Below are 14,464 nucleotides of genomic sequence, written 5' to 3' on the forward strand. Positions count from 1 at the left end.
TATGCTTGCACAGCCGCCCCCACGGTCGCATCCACGCGCCCGGCCCGCCCTCAGGAGTTGTCGCATGTCGCGTTTTTGGAAGGTCACACTGCTGGTTGTCGCGGTGCTCGTCGTGGTGTTCGTCGCAGTGCGGATGATGGGTGGGGGCAATCACGGCAAGCGCGCAGGCGCGCCGGACGGCAATGACCCGGACAACAGCGGCCCGGTACCGGTGACGGTGGTGGCGGCCACCACGCAGGACGTTCCGGTCTATGCCAGCGCGCTAGGCACGGTCACCGCGCTCAATACGGTCACGGTCAGCCCGCAGGTGGGCGGCCAGCTGATGAGCCTGAATTTCAAGGAAGGCCAGGAAGTGAAGAAGGGCGATCTGCTGGCGCAGATCGATCCGCGCACGCTGCAGGCCAGCTACGACCAGGCACTGGCGGCCAAACGCCAGAACCAGGCGCTGTTGGCGACCTCGCGGGTGAATTACCAGCGTTCCAACGACCCGGCCTACAAGCAGTATGTCTCGCGCACGGATCTGGATACCCAACGCAACCAGGTGGCCCAGTACGAGGCCGCGGTTGCGGCCAACGATGCGCAGATGCGCTCGGCGCAGGTGCAATTGCAGTTCACCCGCGTCACTGCGCCGATCGACGGCATCGCCGGCATCCGTGGCGTGGACGTGGGCAACATCGTCACCAGCAGCTCCACGATCGTCACCCTGACCCAGATCCGCCCGATCTACGTGTCTTTCAACCTGCCCGAGCGTGAGTTGCAGGCAGTGCGTACCGGTCAGACGGCGGCGCCACTGGCCGTGGCGGCACTGGATCGCGGCGATGCGCATGTGATCAGCAGCGACGGCAAGCTGGATGTGATCGACAACCGCATCTCCGCCGACAGCGGCACCTTCGGCGCACGCGCGATCTTCAACAACACCGACAACGCGCTATGGCCGGGCCAGTTCGTCAATGTGCGCCTGCAGCTGCGCACCATCGCCGGCGGTACCGTGGTGCCGTCCCAGTCGGTGCAGCGCGGCCCTGACGGCGATTACGTGTACGTGGTGGGCAGCGACAACACCGCACAGATGCGCACCGTGGTGCAGGGCGTGGAAGTGGACGACAGCCATGTGCAGATCACCAAGGGCCTCAAGCCCGGCGAGCGGGTGGTGACCGAAGGCCAGTTCCGCCTGAAACCGGGCAGCAAGGTCAGCGCGCTCAAGCCGGGCGAGACGCCGCCGGAACCGACCGAGGCCGAACTCAAGGCCGCGAAGGACAAACAGAGCCGTGGTGGTGGCCCCGGCGGCCGTCGTGGCGGCGGTCCGCGCTAATTCTCGACCATCGGCGACGGAACCTCCGTCGCCGATGTGCGCCGGCGCTGCATGCGCCGGCTTCGCCTGACGTCTTCAGCAAGGACACCCCCCGTGGGCTTTTCGACCATCTTCATCCGCCGCCCGATCGCCACTTCGTTGTTGATGGCCGGCGTCCTGCTGCTGGGCATCCTGGGCTACCGTCAATTGCCGGTCTCGGCATTGCCGGAAATCGACGCGCCCAGCCTGGTCGTCACCACCCAGTACCCCGGCGCCAATGCGACCACCATGGCCTCGCTGGTGACCACGCCGCTGGAGCGCCAGTTCGGGCAGATTTCCGGCCTGCAGATGATGACCTCCGATTCGTCGGCGGGCCTGTCCACGATCATTCTGCAGTTCTCGATGGAGCGCGATATCGATATCGCCTCGCAGGACGTGCAGGCGGCCATCCGCCAGGCCACCCTGCCCTCTTCGCTGCCGTACCAACCGGTCTATAACCGGGTCAATCCGGCCGATGCGGCGATTCTCACGCTCAAGCTCACCTCCGATTCGCTGCCGCTGCGCGAGGTCAACCGCTATGCGGATGCGATCCTGGCCCAGCGCCTATCGCAGGTGCCGGGTGTGGGCCTGGTGTCGATCGCCGGCAACGTGCGCCCTGCGGTGCGCATCCAGGTCAACCCGGCGCAGCTGTCGAACATGGGCCTGACCATGGAGTCGCTGCGCAGCGCGCTGACCCAGACCAACGTCAGTGCGCCCAAGGGCTCGCTCAACGGCAAGACCCAGTCCTACAGTATCGGCACCAACGACCAGCTCACCGACGCGGCGCAGTACCGCGAGACCATCATCAGCTACAAGGACGGCCGCCCGGTGCGGCTTGCCGACGTGGCCAACGTGGTCGATGGGGTGGAGAACGATCAGCTTGCCGCCTGGGCCGACGGCAAACAGGCGGTGCTGCTGGAGATCCGCCGCCAGCCCGGCGCCAACATCGTGCAGACGGTGGAGCAGATCCGCAACATCCTGCCGCAGCTGCGATCGGTGTTGCCGGCCGATGTGCATCTGGAGGTGTTCTCCGACCGCACCGAAACCATCCGCGCCTCGGTACATGAGGTGAAGTTCACCCTGGTGCTGACCATCGCGCTGGTGGTGGCGGTGATCTTCGTGTTCCTGCGCCGGCTGTGGGCCACCATCATTCCCTCGGTGGCGGTGCCGTTGTCGCTGGCCGGCACCTTCGGGGTGATGGCCTTCGCCGGCATGTCGCTGGACAACCTCTCCTTGATGGCGCTGGTGGTGGCGACCGGGTTCGTGGTCGACGATGCGATCGTGATGATCGAGAACATCGTGCGCTACATCGAACAGGGCAAGAGCGGGCCGGAAGCGGCCGAAATCGGCGCCAAGCAGATCGGCTTCACCGTGTTGTCGCTGACCGTGTCGCTGGTGGCGGTGTTCCTGCCGCTGCTGTTGATGCCGGGCGTCACCGGTCGGTTATTCCACGAGTTTGCGTGGGTGCTGTCGATTGCGGTGGTCATCTCGATGCTGGTGTCGCTGACGTTGACGCCGATGATGTGCGCCTACCTGCTCAAGCCCGATGCCTTGCCCGAAGGCGAAGACGCGCACGAGCGCGCGAGCGCGGCCGGCAAGACCAACCTGTGGACGCGCACCGTGGGCGCCTATGAGCGCAGCCTGGACTGGGTGCTTGCCCACCAACCGCTGACCCTGGCCGTGGCGATCGGTGCGGTGGCGTTGACGGTGGTGCTGTATGTGGCCATTCCCAAGGGCTTGCTGCCCGAGCAGGACACCGGCCTGATCACCGGCGTGGTGCAGGCCGACCAGAACGTGGCGTTCCCGCAGATGGAGCAACGCACCCAGGCGGTGGCCGCCGCGTTGCGCAAGGACCCGGCGGTGACCGGCGTGGCAGCCTTCATCGGCGCCGGCACCATGAACCCCACGCTCAACCAGGGCCAGCTGTCGATCGTGCTGAAGACGCGCGGCGACCGCGAGGGCCTGGACGAGGTGCTGCCGCGCCTGCAGAACGCAGTGGCCGGCATTCCGGGCGTGGCCTTGTTCCTCAAGCCGGTGCAGGACGTCACCCTGGACACGCGGGTGGCCGCGACCGAATACCAGTATTCGATCTCGGACGTGGACAGCAGCGAGCTGGCCACCTGGGCCGGGCGCATGACCGAGGCAATGCGCAAGTTGCCCGAGCTTGCGGACGTGGACAACAACCTGGCCAACCAGGGGCGTGCGCTTGAACTGAGCATCGACCGCGACAAGGCCAGCATGCTCGGCGTGCCGATGCAGACCATCGACGACACGCTGTACGACTCCTTCGGCCAGCGCCAGATCTCCACCATCTTCACCGAGCTCAATCAGTACCGCGTCGTGCTGGAAGTTGCGCCGGAATTCCGCACCAGTACCGCCTTGATGAACCAGCTGGCGGTGGCCAGCAACGGCAGCGGCGCGCTCACCGGCACCAACGCCACCAGCTTCGGCCAGGTCACCTCGTCCAACTCGTCCACTGCCACCGGCGTAGGCGCGCAGAACACCGGCATCGTGGTCGGTGCCGGCAGCATCATTCCGCTGGCCGCGCTGGCCGAGGCCAAGGTCACCAACACACCGTTGGTGGTGAGCCACCAGCAGCAGCTGCCGGCCGTCACCATCTCGTTCAACCTGGCGCCGGGGCATTCGTTGTCGCAGGCGGTGGCGGCGATCGAGAAGGCGCGCGAAGAACTCAAGATCCCGACCCAGGTGCATGCGCAGTTCGTCGGCAAGGCCGCCGAATTCACCGGCAGCCAGACCGACATCGTGTGGCTGCTGCTGGCCTCGATCGTGGTGATCTACATCGTGCTGGGCGTGTTGTACGAAAGCTACATCCACCCGTTGACCATCATCTCCACGTTGCCGCCGGCCGGTGTCGGTGCGTTGCTGGCGCTGATGATGTGCGGGCTGAGCCTGTCGGTGGACGGCATCGTCGGCATCGTGCTGCTGATCGGCATCGTCAAGAAGAACGCCATCATGATGATCGACTTCGCCATCGACGCACGCCGCGAGGGGGCGACTGCGCACGATGCGATCCGGCGCGCCTGCCTGCTGCGCTTCCGCCCGATCATGATGACCACCGCTGCCGCCATGCTGGGCGCGTTGCCGCTGGCGCTGGGCACCGGCATCGGCTCGGAACTGCGCCGCCCGCTGGGCATTGCGATCGTCGGCGGCCTGCTGCTGTCGCAGCTGGTCACGCTGTACACCACCCCGGTGATTTATCTGTACATGGAACGCGCCGGCGAGCGCCTGCGCGCATGGCGTGCGCGGCGGGCGGCACGCCGTGACGGCCTCAACCCGGCGCCGACCTCGGAGCGCCCGGCATGAGGACCGGTAGCGGCATCGCTGATCGGTCTACTGGCCCGCGGCATCGCCCGCTCGCGCACACGCGGGGTAGCCGCCTTGGCTTCGGCTTTGGTTCTGGCCCTTACCGATTCCCGATTCCCGAATCCCAGTTCCCGATTCCCGATTCCCGGCAGTCACCCCATGAACATCTCCGCGCCCTTCATCAAGCGCCCGATCGGCACCTCGCTGCTGGCGATCGGTTTGTTCGTGATCGGATTGATGTGCTACCTGCGGCTGGGCGTGGCGGCGCTGCCGAACATCCAGATTCCGATCATCTTCGTGCACGCTACCCAATCCGGTGCCGACGCCAGCACCATGGCCTCCACCGTCACCGCGCCGCTGGAACGTCACCTGGGCCAGTTGCCCGGGATCGACCGCATGCGCTCGTCCAGCTCGGAGAGCAGCAGCCTGGTCGTACTGGTGTTCCAGAGCAGCCGCAACATCGATTCGGCCGCGCAGGACATCCAGACCGCGATCAACGCATCGCAATCGGACCTGCCCTCCGGGCTAGGAACGCCGATGTACTCCAAGGCCAACCCGAACGACGACCCGGTGATCGCCATCGCGTTGACCTCGGAGACGCAATCGGCCGATGAGCTCTACAACGTGGCCGATTCGCTGCTGGCGCAGCGGCTGCGCCAGATCACCGGCATCAGCTCGGTGGACATCGCCGGTGCGTCCACCCCGGCAGTACGCGTGGACGTGGACCTGCGCGCACTCAACGCGCTGGGCCTGACACCGGACGATCTGCGCAATGCGGTGCGCGCGGCCAATGTGACCTCGCCGACCGGATTCCTGTCCGACGGCAACACCACCATGGCCATCATCTCCAACGATTCGGTGTCCAAGGCCGCCGATTTTGCGCAGCTGGCGATCTCCACCCAGTCCAACGGGCGCATCGTGCGCCTGGGCGATGTGGCCACCGTTTACGACGGCCAGCAGGATGCCTATCAAGCCGCCTGGTTCGACGGCAAACCGGCGGTGGTGATGTACGCCTTCACCCGCGCCGGCGCCAACATCGTCGAGACCGTCGACCAGGTGAAGGCGCAGATTCCCGAACTGCGTAGCTATCTGCAGCCCGGCACCACGCTCACGCCCTACTTCGACCGCACGCCCACCATTCGCGCCTCGCTGCACGAGGTGCAGGCCACGCTGATGATCAGCCTGGCGATGGTGATCCTGACCATGGCGCTGTTCCTGCGCCGGCTCGCGCCCACCCTGATCGCCGCTGTCACCGTGCCGCTGTCGCTGGCCGGCTCGGCGCTGGTGATGTACGTGCTCGGCTTCACCTTGAACAACCTCAGCCTGCTGGCGTTGGTCATTGCGATTGGCTTCGTGGTCGACGATGCGATCGTGGTGATCGAAAACGTCATGCGCCATCTGGACGAAGGCATGTCGCGCCTGGACGCGGCGTTGGCCGGTGCGCGCGAGATCGGGTTCACCATCGTGTCGATCACCGCCTCGCTGGTGGCGGTGTTCATCCCGATGCTGTTCGCCAGCGGCATGATCGGTGCGTTCTTCCGCGAGTTCACCGTGACGTTGGTGGCGGCGATCGTGGTGTCGATGCTGGTCTCGCTGACCTTGACGCCGGCGCTGTGCAGCCGTTTCCTGTCGCCGCACGCCGAGCCTGAAACACCCGACCGTTTCGGCGCCTGGCTGGACCGCATGCACGAACGCATGCTGCGCGCGTACACGGTGGCGCTGGATTTCTCGCTGCGCCACGCACTCCTGCTGTCGTTGACGCCGTTGTTGCTGATCGCCGCCACCATCTTTCTGGGCAGTGCGGTCAAGAAGGGCTCGTTCCCCGCGCAGGACACCGGCCTGATCTGGGGCCGCGCCAATTCCAGCGCCACGGTGTCGTTTGCCGACATGGTCAGCCGCCAGCGCCGCATCACCGACATGCTGATGGCCGACCCGGCGGTGAAAACCGTCGGCGCACGCCTGGGCTCCGGCCGTCAGGGCTCCAGCGCATCGTTCAATATCGAGCTCAAAAAGCGCGATGAGGGCCGTCGCGACACCACCGCCGAAGTGGTCGCGCGCCTGAGCGCCAAGGCCGACCGTTACCCGGACCTGGACTTGCGCCTGCGGGCGATCCAGGACCTGCCCAGCGACGGCGGCGGCGGCACCAGCCAGGGCGCGCAATACCGCGTGTCGCTGCAGGGCAACGACCTGGCGCAGCTGCAGGAATGGCTTCCCAAACTGCAGGCTGCGCTGAAAAAGAACCCGCACCTGCGCGATGTCGGTACCGACGTGGATACCGCCGGCCTGCGCCAGAACATCGTGATCGACCGCGCCAAGGCGGCGCGCCTGGGCATCTCGGTGGGCGCCATCGATGGTGCGCTGTATGGCGCGTTCGGCCAGCGCTCGATTTCCACCATCTATTCCGATCTCAATCAGTACAGCGTGGTGGTCAATGCACTGCCCTCGCAGACAGCCACCCCCAAGGCGCTGGATCAGATCTTCGTGCCCAACCGTGCCGGCCAGATGGTGCCGATCACCGCGGTCGCCACCCAGGCACCGGGCCTGGCGCCGCCGCAGATCATCCACGAAAACCAGTACACCACGATGGAGCTGAGCTACAACCTGGCACCGGGCGTCAGCACGGGCGAGGCGGACTTGATCATCAAATCCACCGTGGAGGGCCTGCGCATGCCCGACGGCATCCGCCTCAGTGGCGACGACAGCTTCAACGTGCAGCTCAGTCCCAATTCGATGGGCATCCTGCTGCTGGCCGCAGTGCTCACCGTCTACATCGTGCTGGGCATGCTCTACGAGAGCCTGATCCATCCGGTGACCATCCTGTCCACCTTGCCGGCCGCCGGCGTGGGCGCGCTGCTGGCGTTGTTCATCACCAACACCGAACTGTCGGTGATCTCGATGATCGCGCTGGTGCTGCTGATCGGCATCGTCAAGAAAAACGCCATCATGATGATCGACTTCGCGTTGGTGGCGCAGCGCGTGCATGGCATGGATGCGCGCGCAGCCGCACGCGAGGCCTCGATCGTGCGCTTCCGCCCGATCATGATGACCACGATGGTGGCGATCCTGGCCGCCGTGCCGCTGGCGGTGGGCCTGGGCGAGGGCTCGGAGCTGCGTCGCCCTCTAGGTATCGCGATGATCGGCGGGCTGGTGTTCTCGCAGAGCCTGACCCTGCTCAGCACGCCGGCGCTATACGTGATCTTCTCGTGCCTGAGCGAGCGCTGGAAGGCGCGTCGCGCCCGCGCGCGGGCACGCCGTGCAGAACGCGCAGCGGCGCGTCGCCCGGCCGCCCAAGCGCACTGAGGTTTGCGTCGACTGACCGCCCAGCCCGGCAGCGCAGCCTCGGTGCGAAGCAACCGGAACCACGCAGGCGCTCGTCTGCGTGTCGACCCATGCCGTGGTGCGACGACACCTGCGTAAAGCAAGCACATACGCACGCGCTGAGCCCCACTTGATACCGCCGACGCCGCCGCATGCGGCGCGTGCTACGCCAGCAACCCCTGCAGGGACTCCCGCTCCAACTGCGCATACAGCGCGAATTCGTCGTGCACCTGCGCACCGAGCGCCTGCTCGAAACTGCGCTTGCTCGAATGGGCGGCATAGGCGCGTTGCTCGGCACCACCGAGGTTGGACTGGAAGATGCCGGCCGCGCTGACCGGCAAAAAATCTTCGTAGATGATCGGGTCGGCACTGACCAAGCCGAGCGCGATCGCGGTTTCTGCCGGCATGGCGGCCACCTGCGCGGGATCGGCGCGGCCGGCGTCGGTGAGCGCATAGCGGAAATAGCCCAGCCCTTCCTGCCGCAGCAACGCCTCGTCGTCGGGGAAGGCCACGAAGGCAGTCTGCAGCCGGGTGGCGTAATCGGTGCCGGTGCTGCCGGCGCCATCGGCATCGCGCGCCTGCGCCAGCAGCGCGTCGTACAACGCGCGGCCCTTTGGCGTGAGGGCAAGGCCGCGCTGCTCGATCTCGCCAAAGCGTGCGGTATGCGTGCCGTGTTCCGGTTGCCCGTCATCGCCGACAAAACGCACCGGCTCTTCCAGCGCCTTGAAACTGGTCTGCCGCAACAGGATCGGCACGCGCCGACGCGGCGGCCCCTCGATCACCGCCTTGGCATCGATGCCGGCGCGCTGCATCTGTTCCTGCGCCGCATCGATGTCCAACGTGCGTGGCGTGAGGTGATTGATGTGCGGGCCGTGGAAGCTCACCACATCGGCAATCAACTTATGCGCCTGGCTCAGCGCGCGATAGGTCGGCAACGACACCGTGGCATCGCCATGCCAGCGGAAGGTTTCCAGCGCTTCGGCCACGAACTGCCGTGCCTGGTCGGCATCCAGCCCGCCCTGCTGTTCGTAGCGCTCGATCAACTGCAAGGCGCCGACGGTAAAGATCTGTCGCTGCTGCAGGATCTGCTGTGCCTGTTCGCGCAGGGCGGCGTCTTCGATCAGTTCCAGCCGCAGCAGCGAGGTGAACACGCGAAACGGATTTGCCGACAGCGCCGCCTCATCGATCGGGCGGAACGCGGTGGAATGCACCGGCACGCCGGCCACCGACAGGTCGTAATAGCCCACCGGCTGCATGCCCATCACTGCGAACAACCGGCGCAAGGTGGCCAGTTCGGCCGCCGTGCCGACGCGGATGGCGCCGTGCCGTTCCAGATCCAGCCGCGCGCGCTCGTCGTTGCGCTGCAGCCGCTGCGCCAGCGCCGGATTGGCTTGCAGCGTCTGTGCGTTGACCTGCGCCACCAGCGACATCAGATCGCCATACAACGGCACCTCGGTGCGATACATGTCCGACATCGCCTGGGCGAACCAGCTGCGGATCTGATCGGGAGAGATAAAGGCGGTATCGCGCATGGGCTGGTCTTGGGCAGGTGCCGGCCGAACGCCAGCGGTACCGCATTCTCGCCGACCGCGCCCTGCGTCGACCAGCGGCACGGCAGCATCGCAGGCGACGCGTTAGTACGCAGACGGCCGCGCCATGCCGGGAAGTGCATAGCGCGACGCCACAGCGACCGCGTCAGAGCCCGGCCTGCGCCGCCGCTTCGGCCGCTTCGCTCGCCTGGCGCGCCGCTTCCAGGCGCTGCGCATGATCGCCGAGCTGACGCCGCAGCAATGCGTCCAGGGTGATCGGACGTTCCCAGCGGTCGTAGCTGGCGACGATGGCATGCCGCAGTGCGCGCATGTACAGGTTGTCCGGTGCCACCGACAGCCGCGTGACCACACCCTCCCAGCCATCGCGATGGTCGCGGCTGTAGGCGCGTACCGTGTCGCGGCACGACAGCTGCACGGTCTGCGCCCAGAAGCACGCGAAATAGATATCCCCGGCATGCCAGCCGTGCACTTGCAGCAGCGCCTGCACGTATGCGCGCGGCGTGCCGGTATAGCGTGCCACCTCGTCGATGAAGCTGGCCGGATAGCGCTGCGCATAACTGCCCATATCGGCCAGGTGCTGATCCACCCAGGCGTCGCCGGTGCCTGGCGTCACCGCAGGCGCCGCCTCTTCCGTTGCAGCTGCGGTCGCCGATGCCGGCGGCGCCTGCGCGGCGCCCAGCGCCGGCCACAGCGATGCCACCAGCAATGACACGGAGCGCAACACGGATGAGCGGGATACGGGCATGCAGCGATGATGCCGCATGCGTGCGGTGCTGTCAGGCGGACGCCGGATCAAGCGCCGCTGCCGGGCGCCAGGCACTACGCTTTTCAACGACCCACGCCTGGCGAGGAAGCGCACCGGAGCCCCAGGTGCGTTATCGGGCATAGATGAGCGCGTAGGCCGCAGCGGCCCAGTGCGCTCTGATTCCGACCAGCCCTTGCGGTGCTGATCGGCAACGGCGCGCAATCGAAGGTTAGGGGAAAGATCGGACACTGCGAGCTGCACGGCGATGCCGCACGATACGTCCGGTGGATGGCGCGGGCCATCCCCTGACTCCTAACGCAGGTCGTAAAACCCGAACTGGTGGACCTCGTGGCAACCGCTCAGATCGCAGGAGCCGATGTAGCCAGGACCGATGTCACGCTGGCGCGCGTCGCGGTTGTGCGGACTGCTGTACGGATCCGGACCATAGAGACCATTTCCATAGTAAATCTGGCCGTAGGGGCGATTGCGCGAAGCGCCAAGGCGAAGTGGGCCACCAACAGCCCGATATCCGCCATCGCCCACATACCGCTCGTCGTACCCGGCGCCGACAAACCCGGCGCCGCGATCGCGATCGCTCGGTCGAGCCTGCAACCTGGCGACACTCTCGCCCTGCGCATCCACGTAGCCCTGCTCGCGATCGAAGCGCACGGTGCGAAAATACACCGGCTCGCCATCCACCTGACGGGTCTGCAGGCGGATGTAGTCGCCACCGTCGTCGTAGTAAGGCTGCCCGTTGCGAAAGATGACTTCGCTCGGATGGATGATTTCTTCTTCCAGCTCGGCGGCGGCCAGTGGCACGGCACCGATCAGCAGCAAGAGCAACAAGGCCAGGCTGGCGCGCTGGGTCATGGACAACATGGTCATCGGCACTCGCTCCAAGCTCGGCCATGCACACATGCACGGCCGTAAACATCCTGTCGTTGGGCGCCATGCAGCGCCCGCATGTGACGCATCGAGCCAGATCCGTGTCGCCAGCCCGCGGCGCCCCGGCACAGCTTAGAGCGTGTCATGCACGTTGAGATGAAATGCGTTGGCCGCCAGCGGTACGGAGCGGGTGCTGGGCCGCGCCCGCTCCGTGCCGCTGGCCGCCAACCCTCCGGGAAGCGCACTGTGGCGCGCCGAGACCGCGTTGCGCGCCCTGCCCAGGCGGGCCAGCCTGGGCCGCAGCGCACGCCTTGTCTCGACGCGCCACAGGACGCTTCGCACTCACCTCAACGTACATGACACGCTCTAGCCCTGCCGCCGCGCCAACGCTTCCAGCGCCTGCACCGCTGCCGGCCAGCCGGCGGCGTCGGGCACTTCGCGCATGCGCGGTTCGTCGGCAGCGACACCGTGCTCCTGTTCGTGCGCCCAGGTCACTGCGTACGGGGTGTAAATGCCCCAACCCCCGATGGCCAGCACCGGTTCCACATCCGAACGCAGCGAATTGCCGATCATTGCAAACTGCTGCGCCGGCAAACCGAATTCGCCGAGCACGCGCGCATAGGTCCGGGGATCCTTTTCGGACACCACTTCCACGCGCGGGAACAGATCGGCCAGGCCAGATTGCTCGATCTTCTGCTCCTGGTGAAACAGGTCGCCCTTGGTGATCAGCACCACCTGATAATCGGCGGCAATCGCACCGACTGCCTCGCGTACGCCGGCAATCACTTCCACCGGATGCTGCAGCGTGGCACGGCCGATCTCGACGATGCGCTGGATATCGTGCGCGGCAATGCGCGCCTGGGTCAGTTCGATCGCGGTTTCGATCATCGACAGCGTCATGCCCTTGGCGCCATACCCGAAGACCTTGAGGTTGCGCCGCTCCACCGCCAGCAGATGCTGCTGCATGCGGCTGTCGCCCAGATCCAGGTACCCGGCCAGGATCGCTTCGAAATCCGCTTCGGCAGTGCGGTAATAGTCCTCGCTTTTCCAGAGGGTATCGTCGCCATCGAAGCCGACCAGTTGGATCGCCTGGCCGTCGCGCTGTGCAAGTGAGCTCATGGGGCAAGTTTAGCAGCGCACCGGTATGGCGCCGTGCTCAATCGCCTGCGGCATCGCCCGGGCCAGGCTGATAGCTGGCGAATTCCTCGCGCGACAGGCGCCCGTCGCCGTTGCTGTCGAAGCTGGAGAAGTTTTCGCGCAACACCGGGTCGGCGCTTGCTTCGGCCAGCGTCAGCGATCCGTCGGCGTCTGTATCCAGGCTACGGAAACTGCGCGGTGCCAGGCTGCCGACGACGGCAGCGGACGCCTCGGCACCGCTCGTGGACCTGGCGGGCCCGGGTGCCGTCGGCAGCAAGGGCGTGGTGGCCGGAGCCGGCGGATCGATCGGCAACGGCGACATCGCCGGTGTGGTGTTGCCAGCGCTCGCCGGCACCGACGCCGTCGGGGTGGCGCGTGGCAGCTCCGGCGGCGCGGCGAGCGCAGACACGGGGTTCGCCAACCCGAGCAGAAGTGCAAGACGTAAGTGCAACATGATGGATGAGCGCCCGACGTGGAACGGCTCACCCTAACGCGGCAGACGTCAACAAAACGGGAGCGACCCTGGCAGATCGCTCCCGCGTGTCCATCCTGTTGCTAATGCTGGTGAGTGCTTGTCGCAGAGCGCTGACGGGGCTGTATGCCAGCGCTCTGCATGCGTCACTCTCAAAACCTCAAAGGTGCCTGAGCCTTGCTTAGTTGCCCTGCGAACCGGTGGCACCGCCACCCTGCTGCTTGGCGACGAACGCCTTGTACTCATCCGGGGTCAGCTTGCCATCGGTGTTGCCGTCGGCCTGATCGAAGATCTGCGCAAGGCCGGCGTTGACCTGCGCTTCCTGCTTGCTGATGGCGCCATCGCTATCGGTATCCACGCTGGCCCAGGTCTGGCCGCCACCGGAGCTTGCACCGCTCGACTGTGCCGCGGTGGCCGAACTGCCCGACTGCGCCGCGGCGTCCTGAGAGGTGCTTTGCGCCATCGCCGGCAGCGCCAAGGCGGCAGCAAGAGCGGCGGTAGCGGCGAGCAGCGAGGTGCGGTTGCGATTCTTCATTAGGGTGGTCTCCTTATGCTTGGGAATGCGCGGTGTCGCCGCACATGGCACCACCCTACCCATCGCAAATGAACGCCCAACCCGGCGCAATTTCGCGCAAAACAGTCTTTTAACCACAGCCTGAATGTTTGCGGCTAACCGCCTGTTAGGCACGAGTGAGTCAAACCGAAGCACCTCATTCAATGCATGAAAATGTGCGACCTGCCCCGCACTTTATGCCGCACGCTCAGGCACTTGGCGGGTCGTTTTCCCAGCCCCCGGAACTGAACAGTTTCCAACCCAGCACCACGCCCGCGAGCGCGCCGGCCACTTCCAGCACCACGCGCGAGCCCAGTTCGTTGGGGTCGTGGATCCTGGCCAGCGCCAGGCGCGCATACAGCGGCGATTCCAGTCGCACGATGCTGGTGTAAACGAGATGCCAGATGTCGTATCCGGCACCGATGGCCACGGCCAGCAGACACGCAATGCCCAGCGTGTGCCCATGGTTGAACTGCAACCGCCGCCCGCCCCGCTCCACCGCCGCAAAGACCACTACGCCCAGGATGAGCGCAATCAGCCCGGCCTCCAGTGAACCGAGCAGGCCGAAATGCAGGGGCAAATTCATTGTGACGATCCAGGCAGCAGGCGCACCAGTCTAGCGGCTGCAGCGCCTGGATCCGCGCGCCTCACGATGCAGGCGCCCTGAACGAACTGGAGGCTGCCATGCCGGTGGCAGCCGTGGCGACCTGCAGATGGCAGGCGATTGCCGGCATCCGGACGCTGTCGGGCGCTACTGTCGCGCATCGCAACCACAGGCAGGTCAGATGCGGCGGCCCGCACAATGGCTCAGGCGTCGTCCTGACCGCGCGCACTCACCTGCGCTTCGCCTTCTTCGTCCCAGCGCACGCTCACCGCAATCGGCTTGCAGCAGACCTGGCAATCTTCGATGTAATGCTGGTCGCCGCCCGTCAGATCCAGCGCCAGCGTGATCCACTCCCCGCAGTACGGGCAGGCGATATCGACAAAGCGTTCCGGGTCGGACATGGCGGTTCCTTGGATCTGTCGAGGCGAGTGACCGGACGTGGCGGGCGACGCCGGCCGGTGCTGCTGGCGGGCATCGGAGTGTACGACTGGCCCTGCGCTGATGCTTGCGCCGTTGCTGGTGAGGCGAGCGAGCGCCCGACGTCGACAC

11 protein-coding genes are annotated in these 14,464 nt (G+C 66.3%); 3 read left to right on the forward strand and 8 right to left on the reverse strand.

What is annotated here, in order from left to right; translation table 11 throughout:
* Nucleotides 1–64: 64 nt before the first annotated feature.
* From AMD14_RS19830 to AMD14_RS19840, 3 genes are all read left to right on the forward strand, one after another.
* Nucleotides 65–1,309, forward strand: coding sequence for an efflux RND transporter periplasmic adaptor subunit (locus AMD14_RS19830; RefSeq protein ID WP_003484548.1), 1,245 nt, complete (start codon nt 65–67; stop codon nt 1,307–1,309).
* A gap of 93 nt (nt 1,310–1,402) precedes the next feature.
* Nucleotides 1,403–4,651, forward strand: coding sequence for an efflux RND transporter permease subunit (locus tag AMD14_RS19835; protein ID WP_015463676.1), 3,249 nt, complete (start codon nt 1,403–1,405; stop codon nt 4,649–4,651).
* A 159-nt stretch (nt 4,652–4,810) separates the two neighbouring features.
* Nucleotides 4,811–7,951 (forward strand): efflux RND transporter permease subunit, encoded by a 3,141-nt coding sequence (locus AMD14_RS19840; RefSeq protein ID WP_011052563.1) that lies wholly within the window; start codon nt 4,811–4,813, stop codon nt 7,949–7,951.
* A gap of 182 nt (nt 7,952–8,133) precedes the next feature.
* Here AMD14_RS19840 and hglS read toward each other — a convergent pair whose 3' ends face one another.
* The 8 genes from hglS to AMD14_RS19880 all read right to left on the reverse strand — a co-directional run bounded on the left by hglS (nt 8,134) and on the right by AMD14_RS19880 (nt 14,316).
* Nucleotides 8,134–9,501, reverse strand: a complete 1,368-nt coding sequence (gene hglS / locus AMD14_RS19845) for a 2-oxoadipate dioxygenase/decarboxylase HglS (protein WP_011052564.1) — start codon at nt 9,499–9,501, stop codon at nt 8,134–8,136.
* A 163-nt stretch (nt 9,502–9,664) separates the two neighbouring features.
* Nucleotides 9,665–10,282: a hypothetical protein gene (locus AMD14_RS19850; RefSeq protein WP_043927303.1), complete on the reverse strand. Its 618-nt coding sequence runs from the start codon at nt 10,280–10,282 to the stop codon at nt 9,665–9,667.
* A 294-nt stretch (nt 10,283–10,576) separates the two neighbouring features.
* A complete protein-coding gene (locus tag AMD14_RS19855) occupies nt 10,577–11,149 on the reverse strand; it encodes a hypothetical protein (protein ID WP_015463679.1) in 573 nt (190 codons plus the stop codon).
* Nucleotides 11,150–11,515: 366 nt separating this feature from the next.
* The gene (locus tag AMD14_RS19860; protein ID WP_003484555.1) at nt 11,516–12,268 is read right to left on the reverse strand and encodes an HAD family hydrolase; all 753 of its coding nucleotides are present in this window, start codon (nt 12,266–12,268) and stop codon (nt 11,516–11,518) included.
* Nucleotides 12,269–12,305: 37 nt separating this feature from the next.
* Nucleotides 12,306–12,707, reverse strand: coding sequence for an EF-hand domain-containing protein (locus tag AMD14_RS19865; RefSeq protein WP_029829553.1), 402 nt, complete (start codon nt 12,705–12,707; stop codon nt 12,306–12,308).
* Between the two features lie 232 nt (nt 12,708–12,939).
* Nucleotides 12,940–13,293, reverse strand: a complete 354-nt coding sequence (locus AMD14_RS19870) for an EF-hand domain-containing protein (RefSeq protein ID WP_005923024.1) — start codon at nt 13,291–13,293, stop codon at nt 12,940–12,942.
* Between the two features lie 226 nt (nt 13,294–13,519).
* A complete protein-coding gene (locus AMD14_RS19875) occupies nt 13,520–13,897 on the reverse strand; it encodes a hypothetical protein (protein ID WP_005911463.1) in 378 nt (125 codons plus the stop codon).
* Nucleotides 13,898–14,118: 221 nt separating this feature from the next.
* A complete protein-coding gene (locus AMD14_RS19880) occupies nt 14,119–14,316 on the reverse strand; it encodes a CPXCG motif-containing cysteine-rich protein (protein WP_003484563.1) in 198 nt (65 codons plus the stop codon).
* Nucleotides 14,317–14,464: the final 148 nt, after the last annotated feature.

It is taken from the genome of Xanthomonas citri pv. citri (assembly GCF_000961215.1).
Classification (GTDB): Bacteria; Pseudomonadota; Gammaproteobacteria; order Xanthomonadales; family Xanthomonadaceae; genus Xanthomonas; species Xanthomonas cissicola.